15 protein-coding genes are annotated in these 15712 nt (G+C 69.6%); 13 read left to right on the top strand and 2 right to left on the bottom strand.

What is annotated here, in order from left to right:
• Positions 1–8 precede the first annotated feature (8 nt).
• Positions 9–1115, top strand: coding sequence for an MAB_1171c family putative transporter (locus tag ACWD4G_RS38420; protein WP_451302027.1), 1107 nt, complete (start codon positions 9–11; stop codon positions 1113–1115).
• 29 nt (positions 1116–1144) lie between these two features.
• Positions 1145–2344, top strand: coding sequence for an amidohydrolase family protein (locus ACWD4G_RS38415; protein WP_451302025.1), 1200 nt, complete (start codon positions 1145–1147; stop codon positions 2342–2344).
• A gap of 42 nt (positions 2345–2386) precedes the next feature.
• Here the strand turns inward: ACWD4G_RS38415 and ACWD4G_RS38410 are convergent, their stop codons facing one another.
• Positions 2387–3292: a helix-turn-helix domain-containing protein gene (locus ACWD4G_RS38410; RefSeq protein ID WP_451302023.1), complete on the bottom strand. Its 906-nt coding sequence runs from the start codon at positions 3290–3292 to the stop codon at positions 2387–2389.
• Positions 3293–4110: 818 nt separating this feature from the next.
• Here ACWD4G_RS38410 and ACWD4G_RS38405 point away from each other — a divergent pair.
• The 6 genes from ACWD4G_RS38405 to ACWD4G_RS38380 all read left to right on the top strand — a co-directional run bounded on the left by ACWD4G_RS38405 (position 4111) and on the right by ACWD4G_RS38380 (position 8827).
• Entirely contained in the window at positions 4111–5163 is a 1053-nt protein-coding gene (locus tag ACWD4G_RS38405; protein ID WP_451302021.1) for a hypothetical protein, read from the top strand.
• Positions 5160–5915, top strand: coding sequence for an ATP-binding protein (locus ACWD4G_RS38400; RefSeq protein WP_451302019.1), 756 nt, complete (start codon positions 5160–5162; stop codon positions 5913–5915). The genes ACWD4G_RS38405 and ACWD4G_RS38400 overlap by 4 nt, the downstream gene beginning before the upstream one ends.
• A gap of 122 nt (positions 5916–6037) precedes the next feature.
• Entirely contained in the window at positions 6038–6664 is a 627-nt protein-coding gene (locus ACWD4G_RS38395) for a WhiB family transcriptional regulator (protein ID WP_451302017.1), read from the top strand.
• A complete protein-coding gene (locus ACWD4G_RS38390) occupies positions 6661–8304 on the top strand; it encodes a hypothetical protein (protein WP_451302015.1) in 1644 nt (547 codons plus the stop codon). The genes ACWD4G_RS38395 and ACWD4G_RS38390 overlap by 4 nt, the downstream gene beginning before the upstream one ends.
• Positions 8305–8318: 14 nt before the next feature.
• The gene (locus tag ACWD4G_RS38385; protein ID WP_451302013.1) at positions 8319–8492 is read left to right on the top strand and encodes a hypothetical protein; all 174 of its coding nucleotides are present in this window, start codon (positions 8319–8321) and stop codon (positions 8490–8492) included.
• Between the two features lie 62 nt (positions 8493–8554).
• Positions 8555–8827, top strand: coding sequence for a hypothetical protein (locus ACWD4G_RS38380; RefSeq protein ID WP_451302011.1), 273 nt, complete (start codon positions 8555–8557; stop codon positions 8825–8827).
• A gap of 137 nt (positions 8828–8964) precedes the next feature.
• On the opposite strand, the gene ltrA is transcribed toward ACWD4G_RS38380, so the two are convergent.
• On the bottom strand, positions 8965–10761 hold the full coding sequence (ltrA, locus tag ACWD4G_RS38375; protein WP_451302009.1) for a group II intron reverse transcriptase/maturase: 1797 nt from the start codon (positions 10759–10761) through the stop codon (positions 8965–8967).
• 950 nt (positions 10762–11711) lie between these two features.
• Here ltrA and ACWD4G_RS38370 point away from each other — a divergent pair.
• The 5 genes from ACWD4G_RS38370 to ACWD4G_RS38350 all read left to right on the top strand — a co-directional run bounded on the left by ACWD4G_RS38370 (position 11712) and on the right by ACWD4G_RS38350 (position 15694).
• Positions 11712–12068 carry a plasmid mobilization protein gene (locus ACWD4G_RS38370; RefSeq protein ID WP_451302007.1) on the top strand — a complete coding sequence of 119 codons (357 nt, stop codon included), beginning with the start codon at positions 11712–11714 and terminating at the stop codon, positions 12066–12068.
• The gene (locus ACWD4G_RS38365; RefSeq protein ID WP_451302005.1) at positions 12065–13804 is read left to right on the top strand and encodes a relaxase/mobilization nuclease domain-containing protein; all 1740 of its coding nucleotides are present in this window, start codon (positions 12065–12067) and stop codon (positions 13802–13804) included. Before ACWD4G_RS38370 ends, ACWD4G_RS38365 begins: the two co-directional genes overlap by 4 nt.
• Before the next feature lie 82 nt (positions 13805–13886).
• A complete protein-coding gene (locus tag ACWD4G_RS38360) occupies positions 13887–14309 on the top strand; it encodes a hypothetical protein (protein ID WP_451302003.1) in 423 nt (140 codons plus the stop codon).
• 95 nt (positions 14310–14404) lie between these two features.
• Entirely contained in the window at positions 14405–15100 is a 696-nt protein-coding gene (locus tag ACWD4G_RS38355) for a hypothetical protein (RefSeq protein ID WP_451302001.1), read from the top strand.
• 174 nt (positions 15101–15274) lie between these two features.
• Entirely contained in the window at positions 15275–15694 is a 420-nt protein-coding gene (locus ACWD4G_RS38350) for an NUDIX domain-containing protein (RefSeq protein ID WP_451301999.1), read from the top strand.
• Positions 15695–15712 lie beyond the last annotated feature (18 nt).

Genomic DNA, 15712 nt, shown 5'->3' with positions numbered 1-15712 from the left:
TGACCGAGATGCTCCTGCTGATCATTGCGGCTGCTGTCATTTGGCGGATCTACCTGTGGTCGCGGGCCCCGCACGACGCTCCCACCCGGTCGGTCGCCCTCTCCCTCCTGAGCGCTGGCCTGTCGTATCCGGTGGCCATGCCGGGGGGCACCACCGGCATCGACACCGTGGCCGGGCACGGCACGGCGAAGCTGGTCCAGAACGTCCTGCTGTTGCTGACGGTCTACTTCCTGATGTGCTTCTACCTGTACTCGGCCGACGGGCAAGCAGCGCGGCGTCGCGCCCGGTGGGAAGCCGTCGTCGTGGCCGCAGTCACAGCAGCGATCATCCTGGCGGCAGTAAACGTGCCGCACGAGGCGCTCGCCGGCTCGTTCAGCACGGCGGACATGACGATCCCCCAGGTCGCCTTCTTCTACGCCGGCGCCGGCCTGTATCTGATGTACGCGCTCGGTGCTGCCGGACGGTGGTCCGCCCGCTACGCCCGCATGTCACGTCGCCCTCACGCAACGGGCCTGTGGATGACCGCGATCGGCCTCGGCACGATGGCGGTGGCCTGCGCCGTCCGCGCGGTCTTCGTCGCCGTCCGGTGGAGCGGGGGGACCGTGTCGCATCAGCTCATGGCGAGCGTGGCGGTCGGGCTGGTGGTGTCGAGTCTGCTCTTCGTCGCGGGCATCACCTATTCGGGGGTCCGCGCCAGGATCACGGCGACGCGGCTGTGGCTGCGCCGCCGGCGGGATCACCGTCGGCTGACCCCGCTGTGGCAGCTGCTGATCGAGGTCTATCCGGAGAATGAGCTGCGCCCTGCTTCCCGCAGGTTCTGGGACCGGTGGCGGGCGCGTGGCGTGCACCGGCGCTACCACCGGCGGATAGTGGAATGCCGGGACGGGCTGGTCGACATCAGCCCCTACCTGGTGCGTGGTGAGGACGGCACCGGCCTGCTGGACCTTGAGCCGACTCAGCTGGCCCGGCGCCTGCAATCCGCTGCGACCATGATCAAGAACGGCGTCCCGGCGCCGGGTCAGGCGGTCGCCCTGGCGGTGCCGCAGGAAGACGACCGGAACGCTGATGTCCGTCAGCTGATCGCGGTGTCGGAAGCGCTCCGGCTGACCGCGTGACCGTGGAAGAACGAGGGAGACGAGACGAGATGCTGATCACCGCCGGCCGGGTCCTGACCGGGTCCGGGACGTACCTGGAGGACGGCGCCGTCCTCGTCGAGGGCGACTCGATCACCGAAGTCGGGCCGCGCACGCAGCTCGCTGAGCGAGCCGGGGCAGCCACGGCTCAACTGGCGTTTCCCGACGCGACGGTGGTGCCCGGGCTGATCGACGCCCATGTGCATCTCGCGTTCGACGGCGGCGGCGACCCGGTGGCCACGCTCCACGAGTCCAGCGACGAGAGACTGCTGCAGGACATGCGCCAGCGCGCGGAGCAGCTCCTGTCCAGCGGTGTGACGACGGTCCGCGACCTGGGCGACCGCAACGGCCTGACCCTCCGCCTCGACACGGAGATCAGCCAGGGCAGCATTCCCGGCCCGCGCATCGTGTCCGCGGGCACACCGGCCACCCCGCCCGGAGGCCACTGCTACTTCCTGGGCGGTGAGGTATCCGGCGTGGCCGAGGTCCGTGATCTCGTGCGGCGCAACCTCGCTGGGGGTGCCGGCGTGATCAAGGCGATGCTGACCGGCGGCGGCCTGACCAAGGACGGGCCGAAGAGCTGGCAGAGCCAGTTCTCCGCAGAGGAACTCCAGGCCCTCGTGGACGAGGCACACCAGGCCGGAGTGCCAGTGGCCGCGCACGCGCACGGAGCGGACGGCATCTCAGCGGCCGTGGACGCCGGCGTGGACACGATCGAGCACTGCACCTGGATGACGAGCGACGGCTTCGACCTCCGTCAGGACGTCCTGAAGAAGATCATCGACCAGGGCATCGCGGTCTGCCCTGCCGTCAGCCCGCACTGGCAGATGCTACCCCGCTTCTTCGGGGAAGAGCGGGCAGCAGCCATGTTCGCCCTGGTCCGCGAGATGGCCGAAGCCGGCGCCAAGCTCATCGCCGGAACCGACGCCGGCGTTCAGCGGGCCGGGTTCGACGGGCTCGTGCCGGCGCTCGCGTTCTACGAGCACCTGGGCCTGCCCAACAGCCGGATCCTCGACATGGCCACTGCGGACGCAGCCGGAGCCCTGGGGCTGGGCAGGCAGACGGGCCGGATCGCGCCCGGGCTCCGCGCGGACCTGCTGGTCGTCGGCGGAGATCCACTGGACGACCTCGGTGCCCTCCAGCAGATCCGTGCCGTGATCGCGGCAGGACGGGTGCACGAGGCGAGCTCGCTGGCAGAGAAGCAGCAGTAGCCACGCCGCCGGCCCGCAGCCCAGAAGCTGCGGGCCGGACTACTACTTGGTGTCCGCTTCCTTCTCCGTCATCTCCGCCACCAGCTCGTTGACCAGCGCCAACGCCTTGGGCGACAGACCCTGCGAACCCAGGCCGCGAGCTCGCACCCGGCCCACGGCGCCCTTCTTCGCGGCGGCCAGCAGCTGGAGACCCTCATAGACCTGGGCGGCCACGGCCTCGTCCGGCTCGAAGTACATCCGGGACACACCGACAACGGCAGCCAGCGCATCCAGGACCACGGGCGGCGCCGCGTCCGTGACGCCGGCCCGAAGATCGGCGAAGTCTTCCCCGGTAATGATCTCCGCCCCGGCATGGGCATTCACCTCGGCCGCCATCTCGGCGTCCGAGGGGGGTCCCTGCGGACCGGGATAGGAGCGCTGCAAGATCAGAGTGATCTTCTCAGCGAGGGATCCCGGCGGCCCGCTGAACTCCGCAGCGGCGGCTTCCTGGAGTTCGGACTCCCCCGCCGTGCCGTTCTTCCTCGCCTCTGCGGCGGCCATGGAGCGGTCCTCAGCCCAGCGCAGCTCGACTTCACTGACGCCGTATCTCGCTGCCAGGGCCGCGACGTACTTGTCCTTGAGTCGGCGGTCACCGCGCTCGGCTCCCGCGACCGGTCCGGCGCTCTTGGTTCCGATCACCGCGGCCGTCTCGTACTGATAGATGCCGGCATCGCAGCGCAGATCGGCCAGATCAGGCAGGCCGGTGCGCGGGAACAGATCGTTCAGATCACCTCTGAGCGCCGCCGCGTATGCGGGCAGCTTCTCCGGATCGGGCGAGGAGTGGCCGGCCTCCCAGTTCGCCACCGCGGAGTCGGACACGCCCAGCTCTGCCGCCACCTCACTCTGGAAGATGTCGGCAACTCGCCGTACCGCGCGAGCACGGTCTCGGTCGAAGTGACGGGCAGGCATCAGACCTCGCTTTTTCTCTAAGTTGAAGTGAATGCATTTTGTTGACTTTTACTTCTGGTGGGAATAGCTTCAGCGTAGCGAAAACAGGGTGCCTTCGCATACCGCTGGCCCTCTGGATTCGGCCTCCCCACCAGCATCTCTGGGCTGCGGTGAGGTCCCGCACCTCGTGTGAGAGGTCCCCTCTTCGCGGCGGCGCGGCGTGTTCCACCGCGTACCTGGGGGTCAGTAGTCCCAGCCAGCAGTCCCCCGGCTCCGCAGTGGATACCCCGTTTCTCCCCTCCCCGTCAGGAAGTCCGCGCCATGCCGCAGCACCCCTTAAGCCCAGCGGCCAGTCCGCTCGGTGCGTGCGACGCCTGACTCAGGAGATCACTTCTCCTTCGCCTCGCTCCGCCTGCTCGACCCGCCCTGGGCGCCGCCCGACGAGTTGTCGAGAAGGCAAGAGCTAAGTCTGGATGTCTTCGCAGGCCACACGTATGTTGCTGGTCCCCCGCCGGGCATCCGCCCGGCGACCGGCACGAAAGGAGACGCGTGAGGCGCGCACCGCCCACCGCAACGGGCCACGGCCCCGTAAACGCCGACGGCGCCTGAGAGCGGGAACTCTCAGACGCCAAACGGCCAGGACACCCGCGCCCCGGGAAGGGCGCGGAGATCACCCAACGAATCCGCTCTGGTCCCTTTCCACCAGCACCGGAACGGATCTGCTTCAAGGGAGAGTTTCGCATGCCGACTGCCCTGCGTGAAAGGCCGAAGACCCCAGCCTGCGCGGCAGCCTGTGCCCCCGCCACCCCGCCAGTGCGGCGGAGTGGCGGTGATGCCTGATGGCACGTATCCGCACCGTCAAGCCGGAGATGTTCGAGTCGGAGTCGCTGGCGGAGTGCTCGGTGACCGCCATGCTCACCTTCATCGGGCTGCTGACGCAGGCTGACGACTCCGGCCGTCACCGCGACCATCCGGCGATCATCGCCGGACGGCTGTGGGCACTACGCCCGGAGCACACCGCCGCCCACGTAGCCCAGGACCTGGAGGAGCTGGCCACCGCCGGGTTGATATGCCGCTACACCGGATGCGACGGACGTACCTGGCTGCACGTCGTGACGTGGGAGCAGCATCAGAAGATCAACAAGGCCACGGCGTCCCGGGTGCCGCGCTGCACCCGCCACCAGGGCCACCAGCCGTGCGGAAAGTGCCAGACCGGCGCCTGCCCCACCACGCGCACGGCACCGTCTGTGACGTCTCACGGAACCCTCCCGGAGCACTCCGCGAGCCCGCGGGGAGGGGTGCACCGCCCGGTCGCGGACGCCACTCAGCCCGCAGAGACCACCACGGGCCCCGGAGAGACGTTGTCCGTGCCGCAGACCGGCCCAGCTGCATCCGCTGCGGCACCGCCGGGGAAAAGTGCAGGTCAGACGGCAGTCCCGGAGTCCTCCCGGAGGACTACGGGAGGACTCCCGGAGGACTCCCGCTCTGGATCTAGGATCTTGGATCCTGGATCTGTACCTAGGGGGCGCGAGGCGCCCGCACCCGACGCCGTCCCCGGATCGGTCTCCGCGAAGGAGCTGGTCGCCGAGTACGTCCGGGACTGCCAGCGCCGACCGCCGGCGGACGTCCTCGGGCTCCTGGGACGCAAGATCCGGGTCCTGCTGGACGAGCGCTTCGACCCGCAGGACATCCGCACGGCCCTGGAGCGGCTGCGGGCCAAGGGCCTGCACCCGAGCGTCCTGCCGAGCCTGGTGAACGAGGTCGTCAACGCCTCGCAGCAGGCTGCCTCGGCGCCGTCATCCGCCTCCGGCGCGGGGCCCTGGGCCAGCACCTCCGGATACACGCCCTACCTCAACCCGACCGAGCCGACGACGTTCGGAGGCCGCCTGTGACCCGCGCACACCTCGCCGACCCTCAGCCCGCCATCGGCGAGCGGCTGCGCGCCCGGTTGGAGGCCAGGCTGACCGAGCGCGGCATCGACCCGACTGCGCCGCTGCCGGACACCCCGGAGCCGATCCCGGCGCTGGAGGCCGCGCAGGCGCGTATCCCGGTCGACTACCGCGACGCCGTGGTCGAGCACCCCGACGTCGCCGCCTGGGTCCGTTCCATCACCGAGGCCGCGGTCGAGCCGAACGCCGGCGGGCTCAACCCGCACTTCGGCGCAGCCGGGCGCCGACGGATCGCGCACGGCCCGTCGCTGCTGCTGTGGGGCAGCACCGGGGCGGGCAAGACGCATCAGGCGTACGGCGCGATCCGGGCCCTGACCGCCGCCGGGTGCGGTGTGTCCTGGCAGGCGACGACTGCCGCCGACCTGTACGCCGACATGCGCCCGCAGTCCGGGGTGGACCCGGAGCACATGCTGCGCCGGATCGTGCGGGTGCCGCTGCTGCTGCTCGACGACCTCGGCGCCGCGAAGGGCTCGCAGTGGACGGAGGAGATCACCTTCCGGCTGGTGAACTGGCGCTGCCAGAACCGCCTGCCGACGATCTTCACCACGAACCTGCCGCCGGTCCGCGACCGGGGCGTGCCCCCGCAGCAGCCGGTCCTGCGCGACGTGATCGGCGACCGCGTCCTGTCCCGCCTGTCCGGCATGTGCGCACCGGTCCACTTCAGCGGCCCGGACCGGCGCTTCCAGCGCCGCTGAACCGGCCGCTCTCGCAACCGACTTCACCTCCGGTGCGGCATCGCCGCGCCCCTGCCCCGCCTCATCACCGCGCCCAGCCACGCTGGTGCCGCGCGACCGCTGAGGCGTACCCGGAGACTGACTTGCGCACCATCACCACGAACGACACCGCGCGCCCGACACTGCGCGGGATCGCCGACCACAGCTGGAACGCCCGGGGCTTGTGCTACGGCATGCCAGCCGAGGACGCCGACGAGCTGTTTTTCCACGCCCCACGCGACCACGAGGCCGCCTCGGAGGCCAAGTCCATTTGCGGCCGATGCCCGGTCAAGAAGGACTGCTTCAACTACGCCCTGGACAACGACATCCGGCACGGGATGTGGGGCGGGCTGACCGAGATCGAGCGCCGCCCCTGGCACGCCCGGGTCAGCAAGCGCCTCGACTACGCGCGGGTCAAGGCGGCCTTCCAGGGCCGCGACGTGCACCTCAGCGACGCCGAACGTGAGGCCGTCGTCCGCCACGCCTACGCCCGCGGATGGTCCCCCGAGCGCCTCGCCTACACCCTCCAGCTCGAACTCGACTGGGCCCGGGACCTGATGCGTCGAGCGGCCCATGCCGTCGCCGACCGCGACCGCTACTGGGGCCTGTACGACGAGGCCGAGCCCACGCCCGACGACGAGGGCGACGAGGGCGACGAGGTCACCTCCTCGCCCGTGCCCCGGCAGGTGCACACCCACGCTCTGATCACCGCGCACGGAAGGGCAGCATGACCCACCCCACCGCCATACCCCTGGCTGCCGTCCCCTTCGGGCTGTCGCCCGTGATCACCGCCGCCGTTGCGCTGCCGGTCCTCGCCGTACTCGTGGGCGGGTGGCTTACCCTGCGCCGCCGCGACCGCGCCAGAACGGAACGGTCGTCTGCGCTGGCGGTGTGGGTCGCAGCACTCGCCGCGATCGGCTGCACCGCTTACAGCGCCGACACCAGCTGGCGGTTCGCCGCCGACTACCTCGACATGGCCGGCACCACCGAGCGTGCCGCCATGTTCGGCGCCGCCGAACTGGCGCTGTTCGCCACCGCGCTGATGGCCCGCCAGAACCTCACCTCCCAGGGCGCACCGGGCCTGCCAGGAGTCCTGGTCTGGATGATCACCGGCGTGCAGGTGATCCCCGCCTACGCCGAGTCCGGCCCGGTAGGCGGGACCGTGAGGGCCTTCGTCGGCCCCATCATGGCGGCGATGCTGTGGCACCAGGCCATGGGTATCGAGCTGCGACTACGCAAACCCGGCGCCGCCTCGCACGGCATCCTGGCCACCCTCGGACGGGAAGCACGCGAGCGTCTGCTCTCCCGCCTCGGCATCGCCGAACGCGACCGGGACGCCGCCCAGATCACCCGCGACCGCGCCACCGCCAAGGCAGTCGCCCTGGCCGCCCGCCTGGCGGAACGTTCCGCCAAGAGCCGCCAGAGCTGGCGGGGACAGCTGATCACCCGGCGGCTGTCCAAGGCCCTCGCCAAGGCCGACGTCGGCAGCGACCTCCAGCAGAGGCGCGCTCTCCTGGACCAGCTCGCCGCCCGCCGCCATGCCACCGCGCTCGCGACGGTCGACCTGCCCTCGCCCTGGACTCACCCGTCACAGGACGCGGACCACACGGCCCACGATCCCGTCCGCCCGTCCCTCGCCGACGGGACGGCATCCGGGGACCGGCCGATCCGCCTGCTCACGGTCCCCAATGCGAACACCACACCGATCGGGGACGGTCCCGAAGAAGACCATGCAGATCCGGTCCCCGAGATGGCACCCGCCGAAAGCGGGGACCGTCCCCCCGCGGCCCTGGAAACCGGGGACCGCACGCCGACTGGGGACCGGGACAACGCGCTCCTCGGGACCGACACCACACGGGACCGCACGGGCGCGAGCCCGGAACACGGGGACAAAACCGCAGCTCAAAGCCCAGATCTTCCGTCCCCGACGCCGGTCCCCAATGGGGACCACGATGCCCGCGACTCCGAAACGGGGACCGAGTCCAACGGGGACCGTCCTCAACCGGTCCCCAACGAGGGGGACCACGGTGACCCCGACATCGGAACGGGGACCGGGTCGGGCGGGGACCGTCCCCACTCGGTCCCCGCGCGCAGGAGGCCGAAGGCGTCCCGGAACCGGTCCCGAGGTGGTCAGGGCAAGCCGTCCCGAAGGCAGGGGAAGGTGAGTGTGGACCAGCTCGTCACCCAGCTCCGTCCCCACGTGCCCAAGCTGCTGGAACGGGACGGGAACGCCGAGGTCACGCGCAGCCAGCTCAGGGAGATCATGCGCGCCCACGACATCGGCATCCGCAATGACCGCCTTACGCCGGTCCTGGAGCGTCTGCGCCACGAAACGGCCACGTCCACCATGAAGAAGAGGAGTGCACGGTGAGGACGTGCCCGCGCATGTCGCACATCAAGTCCGACTTCGAGAAGGACATCCGCTTCCTGACCGCCTATGCGGAGCGCAAAGCCGGCACCCCATCGGCCAAGACCAGCGCGAAGCAGGCGATCACGCTCAAAGGCAATATGGCCAGGGCGATGAGCCAGCACTTCGCCCGCTGCCCCGAGTGCGGCTGACACCTGCTTAGACGCAGGTCAGGCGACTCCACTGCACTCAATCGCTGCGGTGGCCCGGCTTCATGCCGGGCCACAGCCCCCTCCGGAAGGAAAACGCCATCCGACCCCCACACCCACGGACGTACACCCCCACCGCCGCCGAGGCCGCCGCCTGGGCGGACGTCCTGATTCACCAACAGCTCCTGCACGCGGCAGTGCTGGCACCGAACGGCCAGTGGCTCGTCCAGGACACCCCCGAAACGTGCGTCCGTGTCCTCGACGGACCGGCCGCCATGGTGGACCTCGCCGCCGAAATCCAGCACCGACTCCGCGCCACCAGGAACCGCACCCGATGACGAACTCGACTACGAGCCCCACTCCCACACCGGATGAGCCGGTCCCCAACTCGCTTGCTGAGCGGTCGGGTAGCCGGAGCCCATCTCTGGGCCCCGGCCCCCTCAGAACCGGACGTGCGCCTTTCAACGCATCCGGCTCAAGCAAGCCGCGAGGGCTCCGCTGGACGGTAACTTACGTTCCGATCTCCGTCGTTTGCATGATACGAACGGTGACAATCGGCATGAACAAGGCGGAGGTTGGTCCGTCTATCCGTACCGCCGCTGCTTCGGTAGACGAGGTGGTGCTTGTTGAGCATCTTCCTCGTTGCCTCGAACCATTCAATCCATTCCCGCAGATTGTCCGGCTCGTATTCGGCTCCGTCGATCAGCGCCCGTTGACAGATAGGGCATACGCCCTTCTGCCGGGCCGCGAGGATAAGACTCGTCTTGTCCATCGGCGGTGGCGCTGTGCTGCGGCGGCGCGCGCTCCAGTATTCCGTCAGGGCTGGGTCATCTGGGGATGCCGCGCCCTTGACGGGGATGTGCATGGAACAGCGCGTCCAGCCGAACTTCTGGATATAGGCGCCAGTTGCCTGGTCGCCGAACACCCAGTTGTCCCGTCTGGTCTTGTTGAACCTGCCGAAATAGTGGCGTTTGATCCACAGCCCCGAGCGATTCGGATGGCCGCTTTTCACCCACTTGTAGAGCAGCTTGAACATATAGCTGTCCATCGAGGAGAACACCCGGTAGGACGACACGCTCCGGTAGTACGCCGTCCAACCCCGCGCAATCGGGTTGAACTTCGCGATGACCGCGCGGGCAGGTGCGCCCCGCAGGGCCCGCATGTCCGTCCGCAGCCGTTTCCGCAGCGTGTTACAAGCTGCCTTACTCGGCCTGATGTTCAGCCTGTCGCCGTGTCGCTGGATCGTGAAACCCAGGAAGTCGAACCCCTCATCGAGGTGCACGACTTTCGTCTTTGCCTCGTTGAAGCGCAGACCGCGCGGCGTAAGCCAAGCACTCAGATCCTCCTTGACCCGGTGTGCCTCCTCTTCGCTGTGACAGAGCACCACGAAGTCGTCGGCATAGCGGACCAATACGGGCACCCCGGCGGTCGCGTGATTCGTGCGTGTGCGATATCCGTCGGCGTGGAATCCCGCTGCCTGTTCCATCCCGTGCAGCGCAATGTTCAGCAGCAAGGGGCTGATGACGCCGCCTTGTGGAGTGCCCTCCACGCTGGGCGCCCATCTCCCGCCATCCATCACGCCCGCCCGCAGCCACGCACGGATCAGGTCCCTGGCGGGGAACTGTCCGAGCATGGCGGTCAGATGGTCGTGGCTGATGCGGTCGAAGGCCCCTTCCAGATCCGCATCCAGCGCCCAGCGGCGTCTTGCCCGCGGGCCACGCGCCGTGAGACGGATGGAGGCGATGGCATCCTGGCAGCTGCGGCCGGGCCGGAACCCGAAGGATCGCGACTCGAACCGCGCCTCCCACTCCGGCTCCAGCGCGTTCTTCACGCGTGCCTGGAGCACCCGATCCCGGATGACCGGGATCCCGAGCGGGCGCTGCTTGCCATTGGCCTTGGGGATGTAGACCCGCTTGACCGGCTGGGCCCTCCACGGAGCAACCGACCGGTGGCACTCGGCCACCAGCCGAGCCCTCGCCGCCGGGGTAAGGGCTGTTTCTCCGTCGATGCCCGCCGTCTTGCGGCCCTGGCTCTGCTGGGTCACCCGCTTCACGCTCATCAGCGTGTTGCTGTGGCTCCTCAGCATGAGCTTCTGCAAGTTGCGGACCTTCTTCAGGTCCCCGTCCTGCGATGCCTTGAAGATCCGCTGCCTCAGCCGCCGTACGTCACGCTCGCATCTGGCCCAATGGATTTTGTGCCAGTCGGAGGTGCTGTCCTCGGGTCCGTTCCCCTCGGGCGGACGAGTCGCGGCCGCGACTCTCACAGTGTTCATGTCCGCCTCCGGTATCTAACTTGTCCTTCGGTTCCGGTTGCCTTGCGTTGGTGCTTCAAAGGCTCACCTGGTCCACGTGGGCGCCCTTTCGGGCCAGGCCACCAGGGCCCGTATCCGGCGGGTTATGCCCATCCGGTGGGTGAAGAGAGCCACCGCATGGTTTTCCCCCGGCCTTTCGGCCTACCGGCCTTCGCTTCTTGGACCATCCTGTTCCTGCTGGGGAGTTGGACCTCCCTTACGGTCGGTTTACCGTTCACTTCCGGTGTACCGGAAGGGACTTCCGGAACACCGGTCGCTTCGGGACCCCAACAGGGTTTCCGTGTTCCGCATTTCGAAGATGCGGCTGGGGTGGGCGCCCCCTATACCCCGTGGCCGGCGGTGTCCCTACTTCCGATGTTGCTTGCACCGGAAGCCGCTGGCGCCTTGCAGCGCCGGGCCCTGCCCTGCCGAGACCAAACCATCACAGGGTTTCCATTTACCGAGGCATCAACCAGGGGTTCACACGTGTTCGCCCGTCCAGCCTTCCCCTTGCCTGTCGCCCCTCGATGGCCGAGGCGCCCTTGGGCGTGAACGCTCAGCTTCACACCCCGCCGTCACCGGCGACGCATGTGAGCGCGGGGACAGAATCAAGACACTATTCCGGAGGAAATCCCTTGTCTGAACCTCTCCACGAGAATCACCTCACTTCCGAAAATGCGGCCTCACGTCGCACAGCAAGTTGGTGCAAGAGCATTGCTCCCGTTGGGAGCAATGCTCTTGCGTCTCCCGCCCCGGGGGTGGCGGGAGCGGATCGGCACCGGGAGGCGCCGATCCGTCAGGATGCGGCCGAGGGCGGACCGCATCCTGCAGAGGGGGACAGCCACTCCTGCCACAGCAGCGACTGCGCCCACGCCGTACCGCCAAAGCCTCGCGTTCAGCAGCGTGAGCGCCTGCGCGATAAGAAGAAGCGCATGCACCAGCCGAGCTGCCGCATGAACGACGCCGAGTACCAGCTCCTCGTCCGCGCCGCAGCCGCCTGCAACATGAGCGTCGCCAACTACCTCGCCCGCGCCGCGCTCAAAGCCGCCCGCAACCTCGACCTCACCGCCGCAGAAATCGCCGGCGAACGCGAGCTGCTGCACGAGTTGTTCGCCCTGAGAACGGCACTCAACCGGATCGGAAACAACCTCAACCAGGTTGCGGCAGCACTGAATTCGGACGAGCCCGCACCGCAGGCCAAGGCGGTCCTCGCTGGTGTCGACCGGGTCTCCCTGCGTGTGGACGCCTTCGTCCAGCGCTACCTGGACGGCGAGCGTCCTGCCGCATGATCCCCAGAGTCCACGACATGGGCAATGACACCTACGGTCTGCTGGAATACCTGTACGGCCTCGGCAAGGCCGAGGAGCACGTCGACCCCCACCTCGTCGCCGCGTGGGACCGCCTGGCCCCCGACCCCGGCCGCGACCCCGGCCGCCGCGACCCCAAGGCGACCAAGCGCGACCTGCAGCGCCTGCTGGACCAGCCCGTCATGGCCCTGCCCGAAGGCTCCAGGCCCGCCGAGCACGTATGGCACCTGTCCGTACGCGCCGCCCCCGAAGACCCGGTCCTCACCGACGAGCAGTGGGCGGACATCGCCCGCCGCATGGTCGCCGCCACCGGCATCGCCCCCGAAGGCGACGACGCCGCCTGCCGCTGGGCGGCCGTCCGCCACGCCGACGACCACATCCACATCATCGCCACCGTCGTCCGCCAGGACGGCCGCCGAGCACGCATCCGCCACGATGGCGCCCGCTCCCAGGCGGAAGCCCGGAAGATCGAAGTCGACTACGGGCTCCGCCGGTTGAACACCGGCGACGGCACCGCCGCCAAGCGCCCCACCAGCGCCGAACGCCACAAGGCGAACCGCCGGGGCAGAGAACGAACCCCCCGCGAGGAACTGCGCGAGACGGTACGCCGCGCCGCCGCCGGCGTCGTCGGCGAGCAGGAGTTCTTCGACCGTCTGGCCGCCGCGGGCCTCCTGATCCACCAGCGCGTCGCACCCTCCGGCGACCTGCTCGGCTACAAGGTCGCGCTGCCCGACGACCGCAACGAGGATGGGGAGCCGATCTACTATTCGGGCTCCACCCTCGCCCCGGACCTCTCCCTCCCCAAGATCCGCGAACGGTGGGCCGCGAACACCTCCGAACTCGACCGCGACGCCGCCACCGAGCCCTCCTCCGGCTCCGCCCGCATCAGCCCGTCGACCGCGCGCCGCCAGGCGACACGAGCGGTCTGGCAGGCCATGCTCATCCTCGACCAGGGCGACGACGGACAGATCGCCGCGCAGCTCGCCGCGGCCGGCGAGATCCTCGACGCACTCGCCAAGACCTCGGCCGCGCACACCCGGCGCGAACTGCGCGATGCCGCTTTCGTGTTCGAGCGGGCCACGCGCTCCCACATCCGGGCCCAGCGAGGCCACGCCCGCGGTCTGCGGCAGGCCGCCCGTGACCTCGTCCACGGTGGGCCGGCGCTCGGCCGCGGGGAGGACGGCGCCACCACCGCCATGCTGATCGACATGGTGTTCTTCCTGGTCACCGCCGCCGCCCACTGGCACGGGATGAAGGAGCACGCCCAGCAGGCCGCCGCTGCCCACGAGGCCGCCGAACACCTGCGCGCCGCCTACCAAGCCACCGCCCCCGTGTTCCTGGGCGTCCTGCACCAGCGCGGCCGTCGCCTGTCCCAGCCCCTGCAACGCAAGCAGGCCGCCTCCCTGCACCAGGCGGTGCCGGAGCTGGCCGAGGAGGTCCTGGCCGAGCCGGGCTGGTACGCGCTGGCCGCAACCCTCGCCGACGTCGAGAGCGCCGGTCACGACCCGGCCGCGCTCCTGGCCCAAGCCGCCAAGCGGCGGGAGCTGGACACCGCCGACTCGATCAGCGACGTCCTGGTGTGGCGGCTGCGGCGTATGGCCGATCTGCCCGCGGACGCCGCCTCCATGCCGCCGCACACCACGACCGCACACCCCGCCACCCGCGAAACCGCGCCGCGCGCGGCGAAGGGCAAGGACCGTTCCGGCAAGACCCGCTGAATTCAACAATTCTAGAGTTGCAGCAGGTCAGGGACTTGCGGCACTCTCCTCGTGCAGGTGAGACGACAGAGATGGAGACCGCGTGTTCCGATGCACCCGTACGGACCGAGACTTCCGTGAAGCCCAGCGTGCCGGCCAGGCGCTGCTGGCGATGCACACCGAGTGGCCGCTGCCCGACGCACCCGGCCCGGCTGGCCCGGAGACCATGGTGCCGGACTTCCTGCCGCCGGGCTTCCGGGCACCGGTCCGCCAGGACGTCTCGGGCTTCATGATGCGCTGGGACCGGCCGCTCGTCATCGACGGGGACGTCCACCAGTGCCACTGCGGTGCGTACCGGAACTGGATCGTCTTCAACATGCGCGACGACTCGGTGTGGCTGCGCTGCCAGGCCGGCCACGAAACAGCGGAGCCGCGTCTGGACACCGCCTGGTACAACCGCAACTCCGGTCCGGTCGACCGCTTCCACCCCACCCTCGAAGAGGGCCTGCGCCACCTCGGCCACTGAAACCCGCGAAACCCCTCCCCCTGCCCCTGCGTTCGTCGGCGCCCGGAGAGCCGGCCCGGTCAGACCGTCCGTCCCGCACCACTAGGGGTTTCCGCATGCGCCTGTCCACCACGACCGCCCTCGGCCTGAGCGCCCTCACCATCCTTGCCCTGGCCGGCTGCTCCACCCGCACCGAGCCCGCCACCACCGCAACCTCCACCTCGTCTTCTACGCCCGCGCACCAGGACGGCACGGCGGAGGCATCCGCGCCGCTGTCCTCGGCCGAGCTGAAGACGCGGCTGCTGAGCGAGAGCGACCTGGGCGAGGGCTACACCCGCACGCCGCAGCCCACGGTCCGGCACGACGACGTCACCGTGATCGGCTGCCCGGCACTGGCCGAACTCGGCGGCGACACGGCCACCGGCACCAGCCTCAGCTTCCCCCGCAAGGCCAAGGCGTCCTTCACCTACGCCGGCAGCAGCAGCTCCGAGCTGTCCGAGGAGCTCTACAGCGACAGCGCGGCGAAGCTGTCCCAGAGCATCGGGACGGTCTTCGACGCGATGCTCTCCTGCCCCACCTACCAGGTGGTGTCGGGCAGCACCGTCATCGACATGGGCACCACGAAGACGAGCGCCCCTCAGCTGGGCGACGAGCGGTGGAGCCAGCTGCTCACCTACTCCGCCGGCGGGCAGAGCAGCGTCGTCAAGCAGACGGCGATCCGCACCGGCAACGTCATGGTGATCGTCTCCGGGTCTCCGGCTCTCGTCGACGCCCACCTCGCCGACGCCGTCCGGGCGGCGCAGGCCCGCTGACGCACGGCACTCCGTCACGCCCCGTCCTCCCCTGCTGTTCGGGGGCAGGACGGGGCGTTCGTCGTCCGGCACTACCGTGTCGGCGCACGACGAACGCCCCGTCGGCGCCATGATGCGGACCGGGCTTCTGTCGTGGGTCATCGGCACATCGCCGTACGAGGGGAGGTCACCGGGGTGGTAAAGCGTCCCACGACCCGTGGGTGTTTCGCATTCGTCACCACACCGCGCCGTGAGATCGTCCTGCAACTGCGGGACGAGAAGGCCGGCATCGCCTGGCCAGGACACTGGTCGCTTCCCGGCGGCGGGACCGAGGCGGACGAAACACCGCTCGAGACGATCCTGCGGGAGTTACTGGAGGAGACCGGCATCGTCCCGGAGACAATCGAGGAAGTACGGGTCACCGCCTACGAGAAGGGCAAGACGCCGCCCCACCTGTTCGCCGTGTCCTGGGACGGCACCGAGAGCGAACTCGTTCTCGGCGAAGGCCAAGCCCTGCGCCTGTTCCCCCTCGACGCACTGCCCGAGCCGATGCCGCCCCACGTCCGGCACTACATCGAACAACTCGCACCACGCCTGCCGCCCCCGTGCCGCTGACACGCCCGCGCTGTCCGG

This window comes from Streptomyces sp. NPDC002643 (genome assembly GCF_053592555.1).
Note: the sequence above shows the minus strand (reverse complement) of the source record. Positions and strands in the feature narration are given on the sequence as shown.

Bases quoted from the DNA above. Each gene is read 5' to 3' on its own strand.
- ACWD4G_RS38420 (WP_451302027.1), top strand. From the start codon at position 9: ATGCTCCTGCTGATCATTGCGGCTGCTGTCATTTGGCGGATCTACCTG.
- ACWD4G_RS38415 (WP_451302025.1), top strand. From the start codon at position 1,145: ATGCTGATCACCGCCGGCCGGGTCCTGACCGGGTCCGGGACGTACCTG.
- ACWD4G_RS38410 (WP_451302023.1), bottom strand. From the start codon at position 3,292: ATGCCTGCCCGTCACTTCGACCGAGACCGTGCTCGCGCGGTACGGCGA.
- ACWD4G_RS38405 (WP_451302021.1), top strand. From the start codon at position 4,111: ATGGCACGTATCCGCACCGTCAAGCCGGAGATGTTCGAGTCGGAGTCG.
- ACWD4G_RS38390 (WP_451302015.1), top strand. From the start codon at position 6,661: ATGACCCACCCCACCGCCATACCCCTGGCTGCCGTCCCCTTCGGGCTG.
- ACWD4G_RS38385 (WP_451302013.1), top strand. From the start codon at position 8,319: ATGTCGCACATCAAGTCCGACTTCGAGAAGGACATCCGCTTCCTGACC.
- ACWD4G_RS38380 (WP_451302011.1), top strand. From the start codon at position 8,555: ATGCCGGGCCACAGCCCCCTCCGGAAGGAAAACGCCATCCGACCCCCA.
- ltrA (WP_451302009.1), bottom strand. From the start codon at position 10,761: ATGAACACTGTGAGAGTCGCGGCCGCGACTCGTCCGCCCGAGGGGAAC.
- ACWD4G_RS38370 (WP_451302007.1), top strand. From the start codon at position 11,712: ATGCACCAGCCGAGCTGCCGCATGAACGACGCCGAGTACCAGCTCCTC.
- ACWD4G_RS38365 (WP_451302005.1), top strand. From the start codon at position 12,065: ATGATCCCCAGAGTCCACGACATGGGCAATGACACCTACGGTCTGCTG.
- ACWD4G_RS38355 (WP_451302001.1), top strand. From the start codon at position 14,405: ATGCGCCTGTCCACCACGACCGCCCTCGGCCTGAGCGCCCTCACCATC.